Source organism: Dyella subtropica, from assembly GCF_026283965.1.
GTDB classification, from domain to species: Bacteria; Pseudomonadota; Gammaproteobacteria; order Xanthomonadales; family Rhodanobacteraceae; genus Dyella_D; species Dyella_D subtropica.
In genome coordinates this window covers 104,268-122,075 of sequence record NZ_JAPDPD010000017.1, presented here as the reverse complement: position 1 = coordinate 122,075, position 17,808 = coordinate 104,268, and the positions used below count along the sequence as shown (strand labels likewise).

General features: G+C 65.6%; 13 protein-coding genes. 6 read left to right on the top strand and 7 right to left on the bottom strand.

All coding sequences use genetic code 11. The annotated features are described in order from the left end of the window. The first annotated feature begins 54 nt into the window (after positions 1 to 54). Entirely contained in the window at positions 55 to 2,577 is a 2,523-nt protein-coding gene (gene hrpB / locus OUZ45_RS15420) for an ATP-dependent helicase HrpB (RefSeq protein WP_266171022.1), read from the top strand. Between the two features lie 40 nt (positions 2,578 to 2,617). Here hrpB and glk read toward each other — a convergent pair whose 3' ends face one another. Then, positions 2,618 to 3,643 carry a glucokinase gene (gene glk, locus OUZ45_RS15415; protein WP_266171021.1) on the bottom strand — a complete coding sequence of 342 codons (1,026 nt, stop codon included), beginning with the start codon at positions 3,641 to 3,643 and terminating at the stop codon, positions 2,618 to 2,620. A gap of 254 nt (positions 3,644 to 3,897) precedes the next feature. Between glk and hemB the strand changes: the two genes are divergently transcribed. Then, complete coding sequence (gene hemB, locus OUZ45_RS15410; protein WP_266171020.1) at positions 3,898 to 4,890, top strand: porphobilinogen synthase; 993 nt, start codon at positions 3,898 to 3,900, stop codon at positions 4,888 to 4,890. Positions 4,891 to 5,188: 298 nt separating this feature from the next. Here hemB and OUZ45_RS15405 read toward each other — a convergent pair whose 3' ends face one another. Genes OUZ45_RS15405 through OUZ45_RS15395 form a run of 3 tightly spaced genes read right to left on the bottom strand, consistent with a single transcriptional unit; the run spans position 5,189 to position 6,501 of the window. Then, positions 5,189 to 5,569, bottom strand: coding sequence for a tautomerase family protein (locus OUZ45_RS15405; protein WP_266171019.1), 381 nt, complete (start codon positions 5,567 to 5,569; stop codon positions 5,189 to 5,191). Positions 5,570 to 5,581: 12 nt separating this feature from the next. Then, positions 5,582 to 6,172, bottom strand: a complete 591-nt coding sequence (locus OUZ45_RS15400; protein ID WP_266171018.1) for a DUF4865 family protein — start codon at positions 6,170 to 6,172, stop codon at positions 5,582 to 5,584. 5 nt (positions 6,173 to 6,177) lie between these two features. Then, positions 6,178 to 6,501 carry a carboxymuconolactone decarboxylase family protein gene (locus tag OUZ45_RS15395; RefSeq protein ID WP_266171017.1) on the bottom strand — a complete coding sequence of 108 codons (324 nt, stop codon included), beginning with the start codon at positions 6,499 to 6,501 and terminating at the stop codon, positions 6,178 to 6,180. A 102-nt stretch (positions 6,502 to 6,603) separates the two neighbouring features. On the opposite strand from OUZ45_RS15395, the gene OUZ45_RS15390 reads away from it, so the two are divergent. The 3 genes from OUZ45_RS15390 to OUZ45_RS15380 all read left to right on the top strand — a co-directional run bounded on the left by OUZ45_RS15390 (position 6,604) and on the right by OUZ45_RS15380 (position 10,686). Beyond that, complete coding sequence (locus OUZ45_RS15390) at positions 6,604 to 7,497, top strand: LysR substrate-binding domain-containing protein (RefSeq protein WP_266171016.1); 894 nt, start codon at positions 6,604 to 6,606, stop codon at positions 7,495 to 7,497. Between the two features lie 116 nt (positions 7,498 to 7,613). Next, complete coding sequence (locus OUZ45_RS15385; protein ID WP_266171015.1) at positions 7,614 to 9,446, top strand: monovalent cation:proton antiporter-2 (CPA2) family protein; 1,833 nt, start codon at positions 7,614 to 7,616, stop codon at positions 9,444 to 9,446. Positions 9,447 to 9,606: 160 nt separating this feature from the next. After that, positions 9,607 to 10,686 carry a glycosyltransferase family 9 protein gene (locus tag OUZ45_RS15380; RefSeq protein WP_266171014.1) on the top strand — a complete coding sequence of 360 codons (1,080 nt, stop codon included), beginning with the start codon at positions 9,607 to 9,609 and terminating at the stop codon, positions 10,684 to 10,686. 24 nt (positions 10,687 to 10,710) lie between these two features. Here the strand turns inward: OUZ45_RS15380 and OUZ45_RS15375 are convergent, their stop codons facing one another. Then, a complete protein-coding gene (locus OUZ45_RS15375) occupies positions 10,711 to 14,178 on the bottom strand; it encodes an ankyrin repeat domain-containing protein (protein ID WP_266171013.1) in 3,468 nt (1,155 codons plus the stop codon). Positions 14,179 to 14,250: 72 nt separating this feature from the next. After that, positions 14,251 to 14,544, bottom strand: a complete 294-nt coding sequence (locus OUZ45_RS15370; protein WP_266171012.1) for a YcgL domain-containing protein — start codon at positions 14,542 to 14,544, stop codon at positions 14,251 to 14,253. Positions 14,545 to 14,851: 307 nt separating this feature from the next. On the opposite strand from OUZ45_RS15370, the gene OUZ45_RS15365 reads away from it, so the two are divergent. Next, entirely contained in the window at positions 14,852 to 16,288 is a 1,437-nt protein-coding gene (locus OUZ45_RS15365; protein WP_266171011.1) for an OmpP1/FadL family transporter, read from the top strand. A gap of 107 nt (positions 16,289 to 16,395) precedes the next feature. Here the strand turns inward: OUZ45_RS15365 and OUZ45_RS15360 are convergent, their stop codons facing one another. Next, a complete protein-coding gene (locus tag OUZ45_RS15360; protein WP_266171010.1) occupies positions 16,396 to 17,805 on the bottom strand; it encodes a coniferyl aldehyde dehydrogenase in 1,410 nt (469 codons plus the stop codon). Between the last annotated feature and the right edge of the window lie 3 nt (positions 17,806 to 17,808).

Below are 17,808 nucleotides of genomic sequence, written 5' to 3'. Positions count from 1 at the left end.
GATCGTTGGTCCTGAATCCGTTTGTTCTGAATCGGGCCCGTTATCATCGGTGCGATGAATGTTTCCGCACCCGCCTTTCCCATAACGCCACTCCTGCCTGACATCTGCGCTTCGCTTGCTGCGCAAATGCGGCTTGTGCTCGAGGCACCTCCCGGCGCTGGTAAGACCACTCAGGTACCGCTCGCTTTGCTCGGTCAGGCATGGCTTGAGGGCAACAAGATTCTGATGCTGGAACCACGCCGCATCGCGGCGCGCGCGGCGGCGCAGTTCATGTCGCGCCAGCTGGGTGAAGAGGTTGGGCAGACGGTCGGCTATCGCATTCGCTTCGAGTCGAAGGTGAGTGCGGCGACCCGTGTCGAGGTGGTTACCGAAGGCATTCTTACGCGGCTGATTCAGGACGATCCGGAGTTAACGGGTATCGGCGCGATCCTGTTCGACGAATTCCACGAGCGGCATCTTGCGGGCGATCTTGGCGCGGCGCTGGCGCTGGATGTGCAGGCGACGCTGCGGCCGGAGCTGCGCATCGTGGTGATGTCGGCGACGCTGGATGGCGAACGCATTGCACAGTGGCTGGATGCACCACGCATCAGCAGTCCGGGCCGCAGTTTTCCGGTGCGCATCGAATATCCGCCGGCACGCACGCAGGAAAGCGTCGAGCATCATCTGGCGCGTATCGCGCGGCAGGCGCTGGAGGAAAACGACGGCGACGTGTTGGCGTTTCTGCCGGGCAGACGCGAGATTGCGCGTGCCGATGCAGTACTGGCGCAGACGCTGCAGCGTGACGATGTGGAAGTGGTCGAGCTGCATGGTGAGCTGTCGCTGGCCGAGCAGCAATCCGCGCTGAGTCCAGCCGAGCCTGGCATGCGGCGCATCGTGCTCGCGACCAATGTCGCCGAATCCAGCGTCACGTTGCCGGGTATCCGCTCGGTGGTGGACAGCGGTCTTGCGCGCGAGCCGCGCTTCGATCCCAACTCCGGTTTCACTCGCCTGGAAACGGTGACCATCTCGCAGGCTTCGGCCGATCAGCGCACCGGCCGCGCTGGTCGTGTGGCGGAAGGTACGGCGTATCGATTGTGGCCGCAAAGCAAACGGCTCGATCCGGCGCGCACTGCCGAGATCGCGCAGGCTGAGCTTTCCGGTTTGGCGCTGGAACTGGCGGCCTGGGGCGTGACGGCGACCAGCAGTGCGGGATTGCCATGGCTGGATGCACCGCCGTCCGGCGCGCTGGCGCAGGCGCGCGAGTTGCTGGCGACGCTGGGCGCGCTCGATGCCAGTGGACGCATCACGATGCTGGGCCGTCGCATGCTCGAACTCGGCGCTACGCCGCGCCTCGGTGCGGCGGCGATGCGCGCACCCGCCGAACTGCATGCGCTGGTGGCTGATCTGCTTGCTTTGATGGAGGCACGTTCGCCACTGCGTGGCGAACAGGCGCGCAGTGATGATTTTCGCGCACGCGTTACCGCCCTGCATGCGTGGCGCGATCGCCGCACGGCGGGCGCACGCGGCGGCGCCGATGCGGGCGCGCTGGCGGCTATTGAACAAGCCAGCAAGGGTTGGCGGCGCCGGCTGGATATCCGCACGGCGGCCAGCGGCGTGCCGGACAGTCACGCTGTGGGCGATCTGTTGCTGCATGCCTTTCCCGATCGCGTGGCGCGCCGCGACGACAACAATCCGTTGCGCTACACGCTGGCGAACGGCCGTGGTGCGCGCCTGCATGAAAACACGGCACTGCACGGCGAACCGTGGCTAGTCGCGCTGGATTTGCGATTCGAAGCGCGCGACAGCCTGATCCTCGCAGCCGCGCCGCTCGATCCGCGTGTGCTGGAGCGCGACTACGCCACGCAGTTCCGGCGCGAACGCGTGCTGCGCTGGAATGACGAACGGAACGCGGTGGAAGCCTTCGAGGAACAGCGCTACGCCGCCATCGTGCTGTCGCGCCGCAGCGTGCCAGTGCAGCCGGAAGATGCGTTGCCCGCGCTATTGGCTGCGATCCGCGCGAAGGGCTTGGATGTGTTGCCCTGGAGCGAGAACGCTCGCCGTCTGCGCGCGCGCATGCAGGCGTTGCGTGTGTGGATGCCCGAACTCGGCTTGCCCGATATCGCCGATGATGCCTTGCTCGACACGCTGGAGTCGTGGCTCGGGCCTTACCTCAATGGCAAACGCCGACTGGATGCGTTGAGTGCGGAAGAGCTATCGCAGGCACTCGCCGCGCTCTTCGACTACGAGCAGCGCCGCACGCTCGATGCGCAAGCCCCGGAAAGCCTCACCGTGCCCAGCGGCATGACCCGCCGCATCGAATACGTCGCCGGTGAACCGCCGGTGCTTGCATTGAAGTTGCAGGAACTGTTCGGCCTGGCCGACACGCCGCGCGTGGGTGGCGGACGTATTCCTGTGACGTTGCACCTGCTATCGCCGGCCGGTCGGCCGATCCAGGTGACGCAGGATCTGAAGGGCTTCTGGGAACGCACGTATCCCGAAGTGAAGAAGGAACTGAAAGGGCGTTACCCACGCCATCCGTGGCCGGACGATCCGTGGAGCGCCACGCCCACGCATCGGGCCAAGCCGCGCGGGACGTGACGCAGGGCTCGCCCACAGGGTGGGCTCCTACGGGGATGCTTCAGCCTTTGGCGGGCGGCAGCAGCGAGTGGCCGCTCTCCAGTACGGCGAATGCCGCAGCACCGAGCAGACCCGGTTCCGGATGCGTCACGGCGACGGTGGGCACTTGCTGCATGGTGTCTTTGAAACGGCCCTTGGCCTCGAAGCGCTCGCGGAAACCGCCGTGCTGCAGCCAGGGCAGCAGGATGGGTAGCACACCGCCGGTGAGGAATACGCCGTCCCAGCCGCCGAGGCTGAGCACGAGATCGCCCGCCACGCTGCCGAAGATGCCGGCCAGCGTTTCCACCGTGCGCACGCAGAGCTTGTCGCTGCCCTCGATGGCACGCGAGGTGATGTCTTCGGGCGTGAATTCCTCCGCCGGCAGGCCTTCGATGTCGGCCAGGGCAAGGTAGAGGTTCACCAGGCCGTTGCCGCAGATCATGCGCTCGTTGGAGACGCGGCCGAAGCGCGCGTTGAGGCGATGCAGGATCTCCACGTCTTCGGCGGTGTGCGCGGCGAAACCGGCGTGGCCGCCCTCGGTTTCCAGCACGGTCCACTGGCCGTTACGCAGCAGCAGGCCGGCGACGCCGAGGCCTGTGCCGGGGCCCATCACTACGAAGGTTTGCGAATGGTGATCGCCGATCTTCGGCAGCGCCTGCGGGCCAACCGCCGTCAGTTGCTCGTGGCGCAGCAGCGGAACCGCCATGCCTTGCGCGGCGAAGTCGTTGACCAGGCGAACCGACTCAAGACCCAGCTCGGCCTGCAATCCGTGCGCCGAGACCAGCCACGGATTGTTGGTGACCTTCACGGTTTCGCCATCGACGATGCGGCCGGCAGCGGCAATCACCGCCCGCGAGGCCGACAGGCCGGTATCGGCGAAATATTGACGGATGGTGTCCGCCATGGAAGGAAAATTGCTGACCCGGTAGCGCTTCACGCTGTCCAGCAGCAATGGCGAAGCGAGCGACGGATCGGCGAGAGCAAAGCGGACATTGGTGCCGCCAAGATCGGCAAGCAGGGTCGTGGCAGCGCTGGAGGTAGATCTCATGAACAATCCTGGCAACGGGTCACGCGAGCGTGCCGGGCGGGGACTCCGTCGTCCAGCACCGCGCCGTCGCCCTCGATGACCCTGGTATAGAGTTTCGCCGTCGCCTTGGGCGTGCGCTTCTGCGTGGCGGAACCCCATGGTACAGGCCAAAGCGCTTGGAGAAACCCAGCGAAGCGCGGCAAAGTGACTGACCTCGGCGGCATGCTGTTGGGGTGGCGCTAAAATGCCCGGATATTGTCCCGAGAGAGTCCGCCATGAGCTTCCCCGCCATTCGCATGCGCCGCATGCGTCGCGATGCCTTCTCCCGCGCGCTGATGCGCGAGCACACCTTGCTGCCGAGCGACCTGATCATGGTGGCGTTCGTGATCGAGGGCGAAGGCCAGCGCGAGCCGGTCCCGTCGATGCCAGGCGTGGATCGTCTCTCCATCGACGAGTTGCTGAAGCTGGCCGGCGAATGCGTGCGCTTGGGTATTCCCGCGCTGGCGTTGTTCCCCTCGCCGGGCGCCGCGGTGAAAACCGAGGACGCGCGCGAGGCATGGAACCCGGATGCACTGATGCAGCGCGCTACCCGAGCGTTGAAGGCGAAGTATCCCGAGCTGGGCCTGATCGGCGACGTGGCGCTGGACCCGTACACCACGCACGGCCAGGACGGTCTGATCGACGAGCAAGGCTACGTGATGAACGAGCCGACCGTTGAGGCGCTGATCAAGATGTCGCTGGCGCAGGCCGAGGCTGGCATGGATTTCGTGGCGCCTTCCGACATGATGGATGGCCGCATCGGCGCGATCCGCGATGCGTTGGAAGAAGCCGGTCATATCCATACCCGCATTCTTGCTTACTCGGCGAAGTACGCGTCTGCGTTCTATGGGCCGTTCCGCGATGCGGTGGGCTCGGCGGCGAATCTCGGCAAGGGCAACAAGCACACCTACCAGATGGATGTGGGCAATAGCGACGAAGCGTTGCGCGAGGTGGAGCTCGATATCACCGAGGGCGCGGACGCGGTGATGGTGAAGCCGGGGATGCCGTATCTCGATGTGCTGCGTCGAGTGAAGGATGCGTTTGGGGTGCCGACGTTTGTGTACCAGGTGAGTGGCGAGTACGCGATGTTGAAGGCCGCATCGCAGAATGGGTGGCTGGATGAGCGTGCTGTGGTGCTCGAATCACTCACGGCATTCAAGCGTGCGGGTGCCGATGCCATCCTCACCTACTACGCCATAGACGCGGCCCGCTGGTTGCGCGGCGAGTAAGCACGCTTCTACTCCCTCTCCCCCAAGTGAAATAAGAGCAGGGGGGAGAGGGTTGGGGTGAGGGGCGGGTGCTCGTGATACCGCCACTACTTCGTCACCCCCGGCGCAGGCCGGGGTCCAATGGCGTTTTCGCGCGATTGTCGCGTCTGCATGCCAGCCCTCACCGCTCCACAGGGGGCTAGTTACGGGCTCGCTTCGTATCGCCTTGCTTTGCTCCTCCCTGCGACCGAAGGGAGTCCCCGTGGGACTCGCAGGGGAGGGCTGGGTAAGTACTTGCGATGGCGTTGCCCGTCGGTGTTTACGCGTATTGCGCTATCCCATTGCCGAACGACCAGTTCTCTTTAGCCGTCTCCAGCAGGTTGATGAACAAATCTTCTGGCCGCAGTCCCGGATCTTCTGCCAGCACTTCCGCCATGCGCTTATAGAGCGCCTGCTTTTGCTCCACGGTTCGTGTGTTGTTGCAGGCAATCTGCACGATCACCAGGTCGTCGCTGCGTGCGATGCCGAGGTAGCCGGGGTCGTAGTCGAATTCATCGGGGTCGTGTTGGCTGACGAGGATGAAGCGGTCGTTTTCGGGGACGTTGAAGGTTTCGCGCATGGCGAGGTAGATGCCGTTGCGCAGGGCGGCTAGGTAGGGTGCAGGTTTGCCGCGGCGCAGGGCGATGCGTACGAGTGGCATGGGGTGGGGTTCCTAGGGTGAGGTGTGGGTAGCTTGCGCTTGCTGGGGCATGGAGACGTGGCCGACTTCGTAGAGTTGGCGGTCTTCGCGTATCCGTTCGGGGCGTAGCTCGCCCCATAGACGAAACCGGACCAGGGTCCAGTGGGTGGGGTCGTAAGCGCTCACGGCGGCGAGGGCGCCGACGGCCATGTCTTTCTGTGCGGCATCGCTTTCCTGCTGGCGCAGTGCGTCGAGATCGGTGTAGGGCGGGATGGTGGTGATGTCGCGCGATGCGCAGATGGCGTTGGGGGCTTCGGGGGAAACATCGGCATGCCACACCGACCACAGCTTCACTTCGGGCCAGCCAAAAGCTTGGGTGACGCCGGCAAAGCTGCTGCTGCCGAGAAAGGCGTTCATGCCGTCGCCGTGGTTCCACAGGTAGAACGGCGCATACAGGTTGTGCCGGGTGGGCAGCCGGGCGCCGCGCCGGTCGGCGCTAAGGTAGGCCTTGAAGCGCAGCCCGGGGAAGTGGTCGAGCAGGTGGCCTTTCTCGGTGATGCGCTGGCGGATGATGGCCATGTCGTAATCGGCAGGCAGCACGAAGCTGTATTGCATGGCGAGCATGGCGGTCACTCTTTCGCGGTATCGAGCGCGCGCAGCGCAGTGATGGCGGAGGCTGCCACCGGCCAGCCGGCATAGAAGGCCAGATGCGTGATCAGTTCCGCCAGTTCGTCGCGGCTGACGCCGTTGTCCTGGGCGCGCTTGAGGTGAAACGGCAGCTGCTCGGTGCGGTTCAGTGCGATCAGCGCCGCCACCGTGGCGATGCTGCGTTCGCGCGGGGCTAGCCCGGGGCGTTGCCAGATATCGCCGAACAACACCTCGTCGGTGAGCTGGGCGAATTTCGGGGCGATGTCGCCGAATGCTTGCTGGCCGGGGCTGGTGGAGGTCGGCATCGGGGTTCCATGAGTGCGGTTGACGTTGCTCACAGTAGCGCGACACTGTCGTCCGGAAAATCAGGAATTGCGGAATTCACAATCCACAAATTTGGAACGGTCATGACGCGACGGGTGAACTTCGATCTGGATGTGCTGCGCAGCTTCTCGCTGGGTGTCGAGCTGGGTAGCTTTGCCAAGGCGGCCGATCGTCTGGGGCGCTCGACTTCGGCCGTCAGCGCGCAGCTGAAGAAGCTGGAGGATCAGGCCGGCACGGAGATCCTACGGCGGCACGGGCGCGGCATGGCGCTGACCGAGGCCGGCGAAACCATGCTGGCCTATGCGCGCCGTCTGCTTGAACTCAACGACGAAGCCGCCGCGGCGATCCACGGTGTGGCGCTGGAGGGCTGGATTCGCCTGGGCTTGCAAGAGGATTTCGGCGAATCGTTGTTGCCGGATGTGCTCGGCCGCTTCGCGCGGGCACATCCCAAGGTGCGCATCGAGGCGCGCATTGCACGCAATTCGGAATTACTCGATCGGGTGACCACAGGCCGGCTCGATCTCGCATTGGCGTGGGATGCCGGCATCGTCACGCCTCATGTCGAACGCATCGGCGAGGTGCCGATGTGCTGGATCGGCTCGGGCGTTGGCGAGCTTGGCTGGTCACGCGATGGTGATGAGCCCTTGCCGCTGGTGTCGCTGGATGCGCCCTGCCTGATGCGCACGGCCGCGACCACGGCGCTCGATCGCGCCGGCATTCCGTGGCGCATCGCCTTCACCAGCGCGAGCCTCGCGGGTATCTGGGCCGCGGTGGCGGCGGGACTTGGCGTGGCCCTGCGCACTCGTGTGGGTTTGCCTGGCACAGTGCGGGGGTTGGACGCGCGAGAGGCGGGGCTTCCTGAGATGCCGCTGCTAGGCTTGAACTTGCATCGCGCGGAGAAGGAATCGGCACCAGCGATTGCGCGACTCGAAGACATACTGCGCCAGCGCCTTGAAGGTTTTCCGTGGCGCGCTTGAATGTCGCCAGAGCGCTCGTCTCGACCCTGATGTTGGCGCCGTTCTTGAGCATGTGGCGTTCGCAATGAAGAGCAGCGTGGAATAATCGGGCCAATCCTTCGCTGTCGGGCGTGCACGTGGAAAGCCATTCCTTCCTCAACACCGCGCTGGTGTTTCTGCTGGCGACGGTTATCGTCGTGCCGCTGACCAAGCGGTTCCGCCTGGGCGCGGTGCTGGGTTTTCTGCTGGCCGGCATGGCGGTCGGCCCGCAGGCGCTGGGACTGGTCAGCGATACGGCCGGCGTGTCGACCATCTCCGAGTTTGGCGTGGTGCTGATGCTGTTCGTGATCGGCCTGGAGCTGTCGCCGCAGCGTCTATGGGTGATGCGGCGTTCGGTGTTCGGTGCCGGCGTATTGCAGGTGCTGTCGTGCGGCCTGGTGATCGGCATGGCTTGCTATTACCTGTTCGGTCTCACCGCCCATGCCGCAGTCATGGTCGGCGGCAGCCTGGCGCTGTCGTCCACCGCGTTTGGCTTGCAGATCCTGGCCGAGCGCAAGGAGGCCGGTTCGGCTTATGGACGTCAGACCTTCGCCATCTTGTTGTTTCAGGATCTCGCGGCCATCCCGCTGATCGCGGCGGTACCGCTACTGGCCAGTACCGCCTCACCGCACGGGTTGGACCCGCGAGCTATCTTGCAAACCGTCGGTGCGATCGTGGCGGTGGTGGTAGGCGGACGTTATCTGTTGCGTCCGGTGTTCCGCTTTGTGGCGCGCGCCAAGGCGCAGGAAGTCTCCACGGCCACCGCGTTGTTGGTGGTGCTGGGCACGGCCTGGTTGATGGAAGAGGTCGGTGTGTCGTCGACGCTGGGCGCCTTCCTCGCGGGCGTGCTGCTGGCCGATTCAGAATACCGGCACGAGCTGGAGTCGCATATCGAGCCGTTCAAAGGCTTGCTGCTCGGGCTGTTCTTCGTCAGCGTCGGCATGTCGATGGATCTGTCGCTGCTGTTGCATCAGCCGTTGCTGGTGCTCGGCCTGACGCTCGCTGTGTTGTTGGTGAAGGCGCTGCTGCTGTGGCCGTTGGGGCGCATCGTCGGCGCGCTCAACAACGCCGACACCTTGCGCATGGTGGTGCTGCTGGCCTGCGGCGGCGAATTCGCCTTCGTGGTGTTGAAGCAGGCGGCGGAGCAGCGCTTGATCGCCGAATCGCTGCAAGGCCTGATCGTGCTCGCCATCACGTTGTCGATGGCAGTGACGCCGCTGGTGGTCGCGCTGGTCGCCAAGCTGATCGACGTGAAGGCGAAGAAGCCCACGCGTGAGTACGACACCATCGAAACCGATGCGCCGCGCGTGATCATTGCGGGCTTCGGCCGCGTGGGACAGATCGTCGGCCGCGTGCTGCGCGCGCAGCGCATCCCCTTCGTGGCGCTGGAGTCGTCGGTGGAGCAGATGGAGACGGTGCGCCGTTTCAATAACACCTCGCTGTTCTTCGGCGATCCAGCGCGGCCGGACTTGCTGCGCGCCGCGCAGGCGCACCAGGCCGAGGTGTTCGTGCTGGCCACGGACGACCCGGAGGCGAATCTGCGCATCGCACGGTTGGTACGCCGCCAGTATCCGCACCTCAAAATCATCGCGCGTGCGCGCAATCGCCAGCACGCGTTCCGTCTGATGGACCTGGGCGTGGAAGAGCCCGTACGCGAGACCTTCCATTCCAGCCTCAAGATGACGCGCAAGACGCTGGAGGCGCTGGGCCTGTCCGGCGAGCTGGCGGCGGATCGTGTCGAGCGCTTCCGCCAGCACGACATCAAGTTGCTGAAGGCGCAATACCTGGTGTACGACGACGAGACCCGTCTGGTGCAGACCTCGAAGGAAGCACTCGACGACCTGATGCATTTGTTCGACGCGGATGACGACCCTGTCGCCAAGCAGGAGCGCGAGCAGGTCTCGCTGGGGCCTTTGCAGGATCAGAGCTGAGAGTCCGTAGTCGGTTTTAAGAACTTGCGGCGCCAATGGCACCGGATTCGTAACTCATTTCGACACTGACCATGGAATGATGGCGATACCGGGAAGCCGTGCCGCCGGGGGGCGGGCCGCTTCCGGATCGGGCAGGTCCCGATGTGCGCGTGTGTGGTTCATGGTTACGTCTGCAGTCCAGTCTCCGGTAGTGATTCGTTTTGGCCGTGTCGGCGACACGGTGATGTTGCAGCCGCTGCTGCACAAGCTGCACCTGCGCTATGGCGCACCCTGCCGCCTGGTGGCGATCGGCGATTGGTCGCGTGTGCTGTACGAAGGCAATGATGACGTGGCTGAAGTGCTGAATTTCCAGAGTCAGCGCGGATCGCTCTGGTTCAATCCGCAGCGCTTGCGTGTCGCGCTGGCGCTGCGCCAGATGCGCACCGCGCCGTTCTATATCTGCGAGCCCGATGTACGCACCCGCACCAAGGTGCGTCCCATGCTTGCGCTGGCGCGCGTGCCGTTGGAGCACTGCGTGTTCATCGAGGACATCCCGATGCAAGAGGGCGAGCATTGGGTGGATTGGCTGCTGCGCTTTGCCGACCAGACGCCGTCGGCCTTCGCTGATACTCCGACGCTCCCGGCTGCGCAGCCATTATCGCCACGGCTCCTCCCCACCGCGAACGAGCGGGCGGATCTGCAGGTCTGGTTACGCGAGCAAGGCATCGGCGGGCATCCGCTGGTGCTGCTGCAGCCGGCGAACAAACGCACCATGCGCTGGAACGGCGTGCGCGCCGCCAATGACGACGAAAAGTCATGGCCGGTGGAGCGCTGGGCGGGGCTGGCGCGTGCCATCCTGCAATGGCAGCCGGAGGCGCGGGTAGTGTTGTGCGGGTCGCCGGCCGAGGCGGGATACATGGAGACGATACGCGCGGCCGCGAATCATCCCCATGTGGTTTCTCCACGCGGTGGCCTGCCGCTGGGCCACCTGCGCGCTCTGATGGAAGTAGCCCACAGCATGGTCTCGGTGGATACCGGTCCGGCGCATCTGGCCGCCGCCGTGGGTTGCCCGCTGGTGGTGCTGTTCGGCAATCGCTGGCCTTGCACCTGGGTGCCGCGCAGTGCGTCTGGCAGCCCTGTCGCCGTGCTGGGTGGTTTGCCGGAGATCAGCCGCGTCGATCAGATCGACATGGATGCGGTGGCGCAAGTGTGGTGGCGCCTATCGCAGCAAAACGCAAAAGTTGCCGCGAAGGCCATGTAGGAGCGCACCCTGTGCGCTCCTACATCAATCGGCGGGTTGGGCCGGCTGGCGCAGGGTCTGGCGCACGCTGGGCATGGCGCCGCTGCGCGCGGCCAGTTCGTGCGCGATATCGACGAAGCCGAGTTGGCGCGCGACGTCTGCCGCTGAGCGGCCGAAGGCATCGATCGCTGAGCGATTGGCGCCACGTGCGAGCAGCACACGTGCCGGTGGCAGCAAGGCGTGCATCGCGCAGGCGTGCAGGGCGGTGACGCCGCGCTGGTCGGCGTGCTCCAGCTGCGCGCCGGCATCCAGCAGCACCGGTACCAACGCGCCGATATGCGTCGCATCGCAGTCGCTACCCGGACGCAGATGTGCGCCGAGCAACAGCAGCAGCGGCGTCTTGCCCTCAGCGTCGGCACGATTGACGTCGGCTTGGCGCTTGAGCAGTGCGTCGAACAGACGACGCGCGCGCAGGCTGTCGTTGTGTTCGAAGCCAAACTGCGCGGCAGCATGCAGCGCGCTATGTCCGCGCGCGTCGACGGCGTTGATGTCGGCGCCGGCATCCAGCAGTTGCTCGACGATCTCCGGGTAGCCCATGGCAGCAGCCACCATCAATACGGTGGCGTCGCCGGGCAGGCGTTGATCGGCGGCAACGCCATGCTCCAGCAGCAGGCTGACGAGCGTGTCGCGGCGCGCGCCCACGGCGGCGGCCAGCGGCGTCATGCCGTTAGCCGCGGCCAACGCAGTGTCGGCGCCGGCGTCGAGCAGGCGAGCGGCGATCTCGCGGTGTCCCGCACCGCAGGCATGCAGCAGGGCGCTGGCGCCTTGGCGATCCTGGGTGTTCACGGCATAACCGAGTTCGAGCAGACGCTCTACGGCGGCCATCGCGCCGACGGCAGCGGCGGCGGGCAGGTCGTCGGCGCGCAAGGGGCGGCGGGGCCGCACCCAATCACCCCAGTCGAGCCAGCGCTCGACCGCGTCGTGATCGAACGCCAGGCCCAGTGGTGTCTCACCGCTGGCATCGGTGGCTTCCGCATCGGCGCCATGCGCTACCAGCACGCGCACCAGTGGCAAGGCCTTTTCGCCATGCTCCAAAGCGGCGAACAGCGGTGTGCGGCTCTGAATGTCGCGAGTGTTCGGATCGCAACCGCGTGCCAGCAGGGCTTGCAGTACAGGCAGCTGTCCCTGCGCAGCGGCGAGATGCACCGGCGTGCGCTCGCGCGCATCCGTGCCGAACGGATCGGCGCCACGCTCCAGCAGGCCCAAGGCCAAGGCGGAGCTCGCAGCGCTGTCGTCGAGGCGCAATAGCACCTGGGCCAGCAGGCCGGCACCGGCTGGGCTGGCGCCAGCGGCGAGCAGATCGTCGATGGCTTCGCAGGATGCAGGCAGTTGCAGCAGCAGTGCGTCGAACAGGCGACGACCCAGCGGCGGCAGCGCGTGTTCCGCGCCTTCAACGACTTCGGCGTCGTCGACCAGCTGCGGCTGCAAGCGCGCCTCCGGCGAAAGCGCGTGATCGAGCAGCCAGCGGCGGGCGCCACCCAGGCCTGGGCCGGCCAGGTCGAGATAGAGCTGGGCCAGTTGCGACTGCGGCCAGTCCTTCACGCGCTGGGTAAAGGTGGACACCACCGCCCAGTGACCGAAACGCAGCGCATCGAGTAGATGGGCCGGTGTGTCGGCGCCTTCGGTGATGACTTCGTCGAAGTGCAGATTGGTGGGCAGTGGCGTTTCGGGATCGAGCAGGGTGACCAGATCCCAACGGCCTGCGGCGGCCGCATGGTCGAGCGCGCTGCGGCCATCGCTGCCGACCGCCTTGGGTTCGGCGCCGAGAGCGATCAGCGCACGCACGGTTTCCGCGTGCGCATGCGGCGACTGGCAGGCCAGCGTGAGTGCGTCGCGGCCGTGACGGTCGCGCACGCGCGCATCGGGCTGCGCTTCGGCCAGCAACTGCACGATGCCGACGGCACCGGCCCGCGCGGCCTCCATCAGTGCGGTGCTGCCGCGATGGTCGGCCAGCAACACGTCGGCACCGGCGCCGCGTAGCGCGCGGGCGATCTGTTCGTGGCCTTCGGCGGCGGCCTCCATCAATGCGCTGCGATGGCGTGCGTCAACGGCGTTCACGGCGGCGCGATGCTTGAGCAACATGCGCACGCCTTCCACGTCGTCGTCGGCGATGCCGGCCGCGGCGACCAGGGCCGGTTCGCCATCGGGCGGGGTAGGTTTGGCGCCGCGTTCCAGCAGGAACTTCACCAGCGGCCAGTTGGCCGCGCGGCAGGCGGCCGTGAGCGGACTCACGCGGCTGCGGTTGAGCGCATTCACTGGCGCGCCAGCATCCAGCAGCATCGCCGCCACCATGGGTTCGCCACTGAGCACCGCACCGTGCAGTGCGGTGTTTCCTTCGGCATCGGCGGCCAGCGCGCTGGCGCCGTTGGCGAGCAGGGTCATCACGGCGTCGGAGCGGCCGTGCCAACTGTCGCGAGTGGCGGCCAGCAATGGAGTGAATCCACCACTGGCGCGATTGACGTCGGCACCTTTGGCGATCAGCGCGCGCAGCAGGCGCATATCGGGCAAGAGCGCCGCGAGCATCAGCACGGGGCGCTGGTCACGATCGCTCGAGGGTGGGGCCGTATTCGGATCGGCGCCGGCTTCAACCAGGGCCAGTGCACGCTCGATGTCGCCGTCGCGTGTGGCGGCGAGCAGGGCCTGTGCCTGCTCGGGCGTACCGGCGGTGCGCTCCTGTTCGTTCAACACCGGCGGTGCGGGTTTGGGCGCGGGAACAGGGCGCGCTTCCTCGACGCCGGCCGAGGGCTGGCGCAGTGGGCGACGACCTTCGCACAGCAGGGCGCGCAGCGTGCGATTGGCGATCACCAGGCAGCCCAGCGGCAGCAGCACGACGCCGTAAATGACCAAAGCGGTCACGCGCAGTTCCGACGGCAACACGCCGTACAGACCGGACAGCACGATCGCCGTGAAGGCGAGTACCAGCAGCGCGATTGCGGCGGGCAGGTAGTGGGTGAAGAACCGCTCTTCGCGAGAAAGATGGCGCCCGAAAGCGATGCTGCGCGCGGTGGCGGTGAAGATCCACGAGCCGTCACTTTGCGGCGGATAAGCGTCGTCCCACACGTAGACCAGGCCAAACGCCGGCCACATCCGCCACAACGCGGCCAGCGCCACCACCAGCGCTGCGGCCAGCATCAGCGCCGCGCTCAGGCTGTGTTCCTGGTTGAGTTTCAGCGTCGGCCACGCGACCAGCAGGAACACCAGCACCACATAGCCGGTGAACATCACCAGATGCGCGGCACCGCGCCGTAACACCGTCCGTCCAAAACGCGGCTCCGGATCGAAGCCGATCGCGTGGCACACCGCCGCCATGGTCAGTGTATTGGCCAGCAGCAGCGGGATAAGCGACAGCGGATGCGCGCTCAGCGCGGCGATGGCCACGGCGAGCAGGCCGGGTACGAACCAGAGCAGGGCCTGCAGGAAGGGCGGCGGGCGGCGCGTTTTCGAATAGGACATGGGCGCGGAGTATAGGAATCGTTAGAACGACAGAAGGTAATCCGGTGTTAACACCGCCGGAGGCGAGGCAGCTCAGCCGTCTTGGCTGTCGTGCGGTGCATTCTTGTAAGCGGGATGGTTGGCCGTGGCCAGCGTCTCCGACGGCGGCAATTGCAGGTGCCAGCCCTGGGTAACTAAATGTTCGAGCACGATGTGGACGTCTTCCTGCGGCAGGCGGCGTTCGGGGTGCAACTCCACTTCAAGCACGAAACGAAGGTCGCCCAGCATCAGCGCCAGGGATTCAGGCAGCACACTGAAATCATCACGGCGGGCCAGCCAGAGATAGGTGCCGGCCTTGCGCAGGCTGATGTAGACAAAACAATGCATGGAGGACACCCGGCGACTGGTGGAGCGTGTGAAGAAGGCGCACGTGCATCAGCGCATACGGCAGACCGCCATAGTCCGCGCCCAGGGCGCCGCGGTCAACGCATGAAGACGTGATCTCCCGGCATTCGATGGCGAACGGCGTGCAATGGTGTCCATCCACCACATGGTTTGCTGCAACCGCACTTGCAAGCCCTTTCCCTAGCCGGCACAGTGCCGGCCGGGGATGTCAAACGCGCGTATGAATTTTCTTGCCGGTCAGCCCCTTACTGTGACCCGAGTTGGACCAACGATAAGCAGGAGCTATCCGATGCAGAAGTCTTTCCGTTCCTTTTCGCGCGCGGCGCGTCCGCTCGCGTTCGCCGCGCTGAGCCTGGCCGTCGTCGGCGCCCTGACCGCACCGCAGCGCGCCGAAGCCAGTGCCTTCCAGCTGAAAGAAGACAGCGTCAAGAGCATGGGCCGCGGCTACGCCGGCTCGGCAACGGCCGGTGGCGACGCCTCGGTGGCGGTGAACAACCCTGCCGCGATGAGTGACCTCAAGGGCACCTACTTCCAGGCAGATCTCACGGCGATCAACTTTGGCGCCAAATTCACCGGTTCCGCGCATGACGCCCTGGGTCGCCCGATCAGTGGCGGCAATGGCGGCGATGCTGGCACCACGCTGCCGGTTCCCTCGGTGTTCTTCGCCACCCAGGTGGCCGATCGCTGGCATATCGGCGGCGGCATTTCAGTGCCGTTCGGCCTCAAGACCGACTACGACAAGAACTGGGTGGGCCGCTACAACGCCATCCACACCAAGCTTGAGTCGTTCGATGCCACCCTGTCGGCCTCGTATGACGTCACGGACACGTTCGCCCTGGGCGCCAGCGCGATCGCGCAGCGCACCAACGCGACCCTGACCAGCGCGATCAACTTCAACGCCGTTGGCCTGGGCGTGGTGCAGCAGGCCGCCATGGCCGGTGCGATCACCCCGGTCCAGGCGCAGGCGCTGGCCCAGCAGATCGGCATCATCGTACCGCCCGGTTCGGACGGTTATGCCAGCATCAAGGGCAACGACTGGGCCTACGGCTGGCAGCTCGGTGCCTACTGGAAGCTGACGCCGAACGACAAGCTGGCGCTGAACTACCACTCCAAGATCTCGCACACGATCCAGGGCAATGCGAACTACATTGTTCCGACCAATGTGCAGGCCTTGTTGGGTAGCCCGCAGGTCAGCGCCTTGTTGGGCGGCGCCGTGCCGTTCCAGCACACCGGCGGCACCGCCGCGTTGACCACGCCGGCCTCCGCCACCGCCAGCTACTGGCACCAGGAAGAGAAGTTCGGCCTCGGCATGGACGTGTCCTGGACCAAGTGGGATGTGCTGAAGCAGTTGGTTGTGAAATACGACAACCCGGCGCAGCCGCAGACGGTTGAGCCGTTCAACTGGCGCAACACGTGGTATATCGCCGTGGGTGGTGACTACTACCTCAACGACAAGATCACCTTGCGTGGCGGCCTCGCCATCGATACCACGCCGACCCGCGCCAGCAACCGCGATCCGCGCGTGCCCGATTCGACCCGCCAGACCGCTTCGGTGGGTATCGGCTACAAGGCCAGTGAGCACTTCGAGATCAACGCCTCGTATGCGCACATCTTCGTCAACAGCGCGCATCTCAATGGCTCGGTCAGCCCGACCGGCGATGTGTTGAGCGGCAACTACGACGATTACGGCAACTTGTTTGGTATTTCGGCGCAGTACAAGTTCTGATCGCTGTTTCGCGATTGGATTTCGGCAAGAACGAAACCTCCCCGCAAAAGCGGGGAGGTTTTTTTGTGCCCATGCGATCCCGTTGACGCGACAACCAAAAACGATGCTCAACCCCGTTTAAGCATGATGCTGAGCATGCGCTTGAAGCGTTCGCCGTACGGCGGGTTGAGCAGGCCTGCCCCGTTGAATCGCGCCTGGTGGAACACGGGTTTCATATGGGAGAAGGTGCGGAAGCCGGTTTCGCCATGGTAGCCGCCCATGCCGGAGGGGCCTACGCCGCCGAAGGGCAGGCCGTGTTGGGCGATGTGGTAGAGGGTGTCGTTGATCGTGACGCCGCCGGCCAGGGTGCGGGTCAGTACGTTGTCGATGGTGGCGCGGTCTTGTTCGAACAAGTACAGGGCCAGTGGGTGGGGATGCGATGCCACGTAGGCGATGGCCTGGTCGAGGGTGTCGTAGGGCACCAGCGGCAGCAGTGGGCCGAAGATTTCTTCCTGCATCACGGTCATGTCGTCGTTGACGCCGGTCAGTATCACGGGCATCAGGCGGCGGCGCGTCGGTTGATCGCGGACATCGCCTAGCGGCTCCGCGCGAGCGCCGTCGCGAAGGGCGTTGTCGCGCAAGTTGGCGAGGCGCTGGTACTGGAGGTCAGAGACGATGCTGGCGTATTGCGCGTTGTCCTGCAGAGCGGGATATAGACGCGATGCCACGTTGCGTGCGGTGGCGACGAATTCGGGCATACGTGCGCGCGGCAGCAGTACGTAGTCCGGGGCGATGCAGGTCTGGCCGGCGTTGAACAGTTTGCCGACCAGGATGCGCTCCACGGCGTGATCGAACCGCGCGCCGGGGCCGAGGATCGCAGGCGACTTGCCGCCCAGTTCCAGTGTCACCGGCGTGAGGTTGGCCGAAGCCGAGCGCATCACGTGGCGGCCCACCGCGGTGGATCCGGTGAACAGCAGATGGTCGAACGGTAGGGCGGAAAAGGCTTGCGCCACGCTGGCGTCGCCATTCACCACATGCACTTCGTCCGGTTGGAAATAGCGCTCGACCAGGTTGGCGAACAGGGCGGAGAAGTTCGGCGTGAACTCGCTCATCTTCACCATCACGCGGTTGCCGGCGGCGAGTGCGTCGATCATCGGGCCGATGGCGAGGTAGAGCGGGTAGTTCCAGGGCACGATCACACCGACAACGCCCAGCGGCTGCGGGCGCACTTCGTTGCGCGCGGGCAGGAACAGCAGGCCAGGGAGGTGGCGTCGCGGTTTCATCCAGCGACGGCCGTGGCGCAGCGTGTGGCGTAGCGTCGACAGGCTGGGAAACACTTCCAGCAAATCGGTTTCTTCCGCGGGCCGGCCGCCGAAATCGTCGTTGATGGCGTTGGCGATATCGCTTCGGTGTTCGTTGATCAGGGCCTGCAGCGCGCGCAGTCGTGTCGCGCGAGTGGACCACGCAGGCATGGGCTCGCGCGCATGGGCTTCGCGCATCCGCAGGAGTTGGCTGGTCAGCGAGTCGGTATGGTTCATCGT

Coding starts and splice junctions, on each gene's coding strand:
- hrpB (WP_266171022.1), top strand. CDS start 55: ATGAATGTTTCCGCACCCGCCTTTCCCATAACGCCACTCCTGCCTGAC.
- glk (WP_266171021.1), bottom strand. CDS start 3,643: ATGAGATCTACCTCCAGCGCTGCCACGACCCTGCTTGCCGATCTTGGC.
- hemB (WP_266171020.1), top strand. CDS start 3,898: ATGAGCTTCCCCGCCATTCGCATGCGCCGCATGCGTCGCGATGCCTTC.
- OUZ45_RS15405 (WP_266171019.1), bottom strand. CDS start 5,569: ATGCCACTCGTACGCATCGCCCTGCGCCGCGGCAAACCTGCACCCTAC.
- OUZ45_RS15400 (WP_266171018.1), bottom strand. CDS start 6,172: ATGCTCGCCATGCAATACAGCTTCGTGCTGCCTGCCGATTACGACATG.
- OUZ45_RS15395 (WP_266171017.1), bottom strand. CDS start 6,501: ATGCCGACCTCCACCAGCCCCGGCCAGCAAGCATTCGGCGACATCGCC.
- OUZ45_RS15390 (WP_266171016.1), top strand. CDS start 6,604: ATGACGCGACGGGTGAACTTCGATCTGGATGTGCTGCGCAGCTTCTCG.
- OUZ45_RS15380 (WP_266171014.1), top strand. CDS start 9,607: ATGGTTACGTCTGCAGTCCAGTCTCCGGTAGTGATTCGTTTTGGCCGT.
- OUZ45_RS15375 (WP_266171013.1), bottom strand. CDS start 14,178: ATGTCCTATTCGAAAACGCGCCGCCCGCCGCCCTTCCTGCAGGCCCTG.
- OUZ45_RS15370 (WP_266171012.1), bottom strand. CDS start 14,544: ATGCATTGTTTTGTCTACATCAGCCTGCGCAAGGCCGGCACCTATCTC.
- OUZ45_RS15365 (WP_266171011.1), top strand. CDS start 14,852: ATGCAGAAGTCTTTCCGTTCCTTTTCGCGCGCGGCGCGTCCGCTCGCG.
- OUZ45_RS15360 (WP_266171010.1), bottom strand. CDS start 17,805: ATGAACCATACCGACTCGCTGACCAGCCAACTCCTGCGGATGCGCGAA.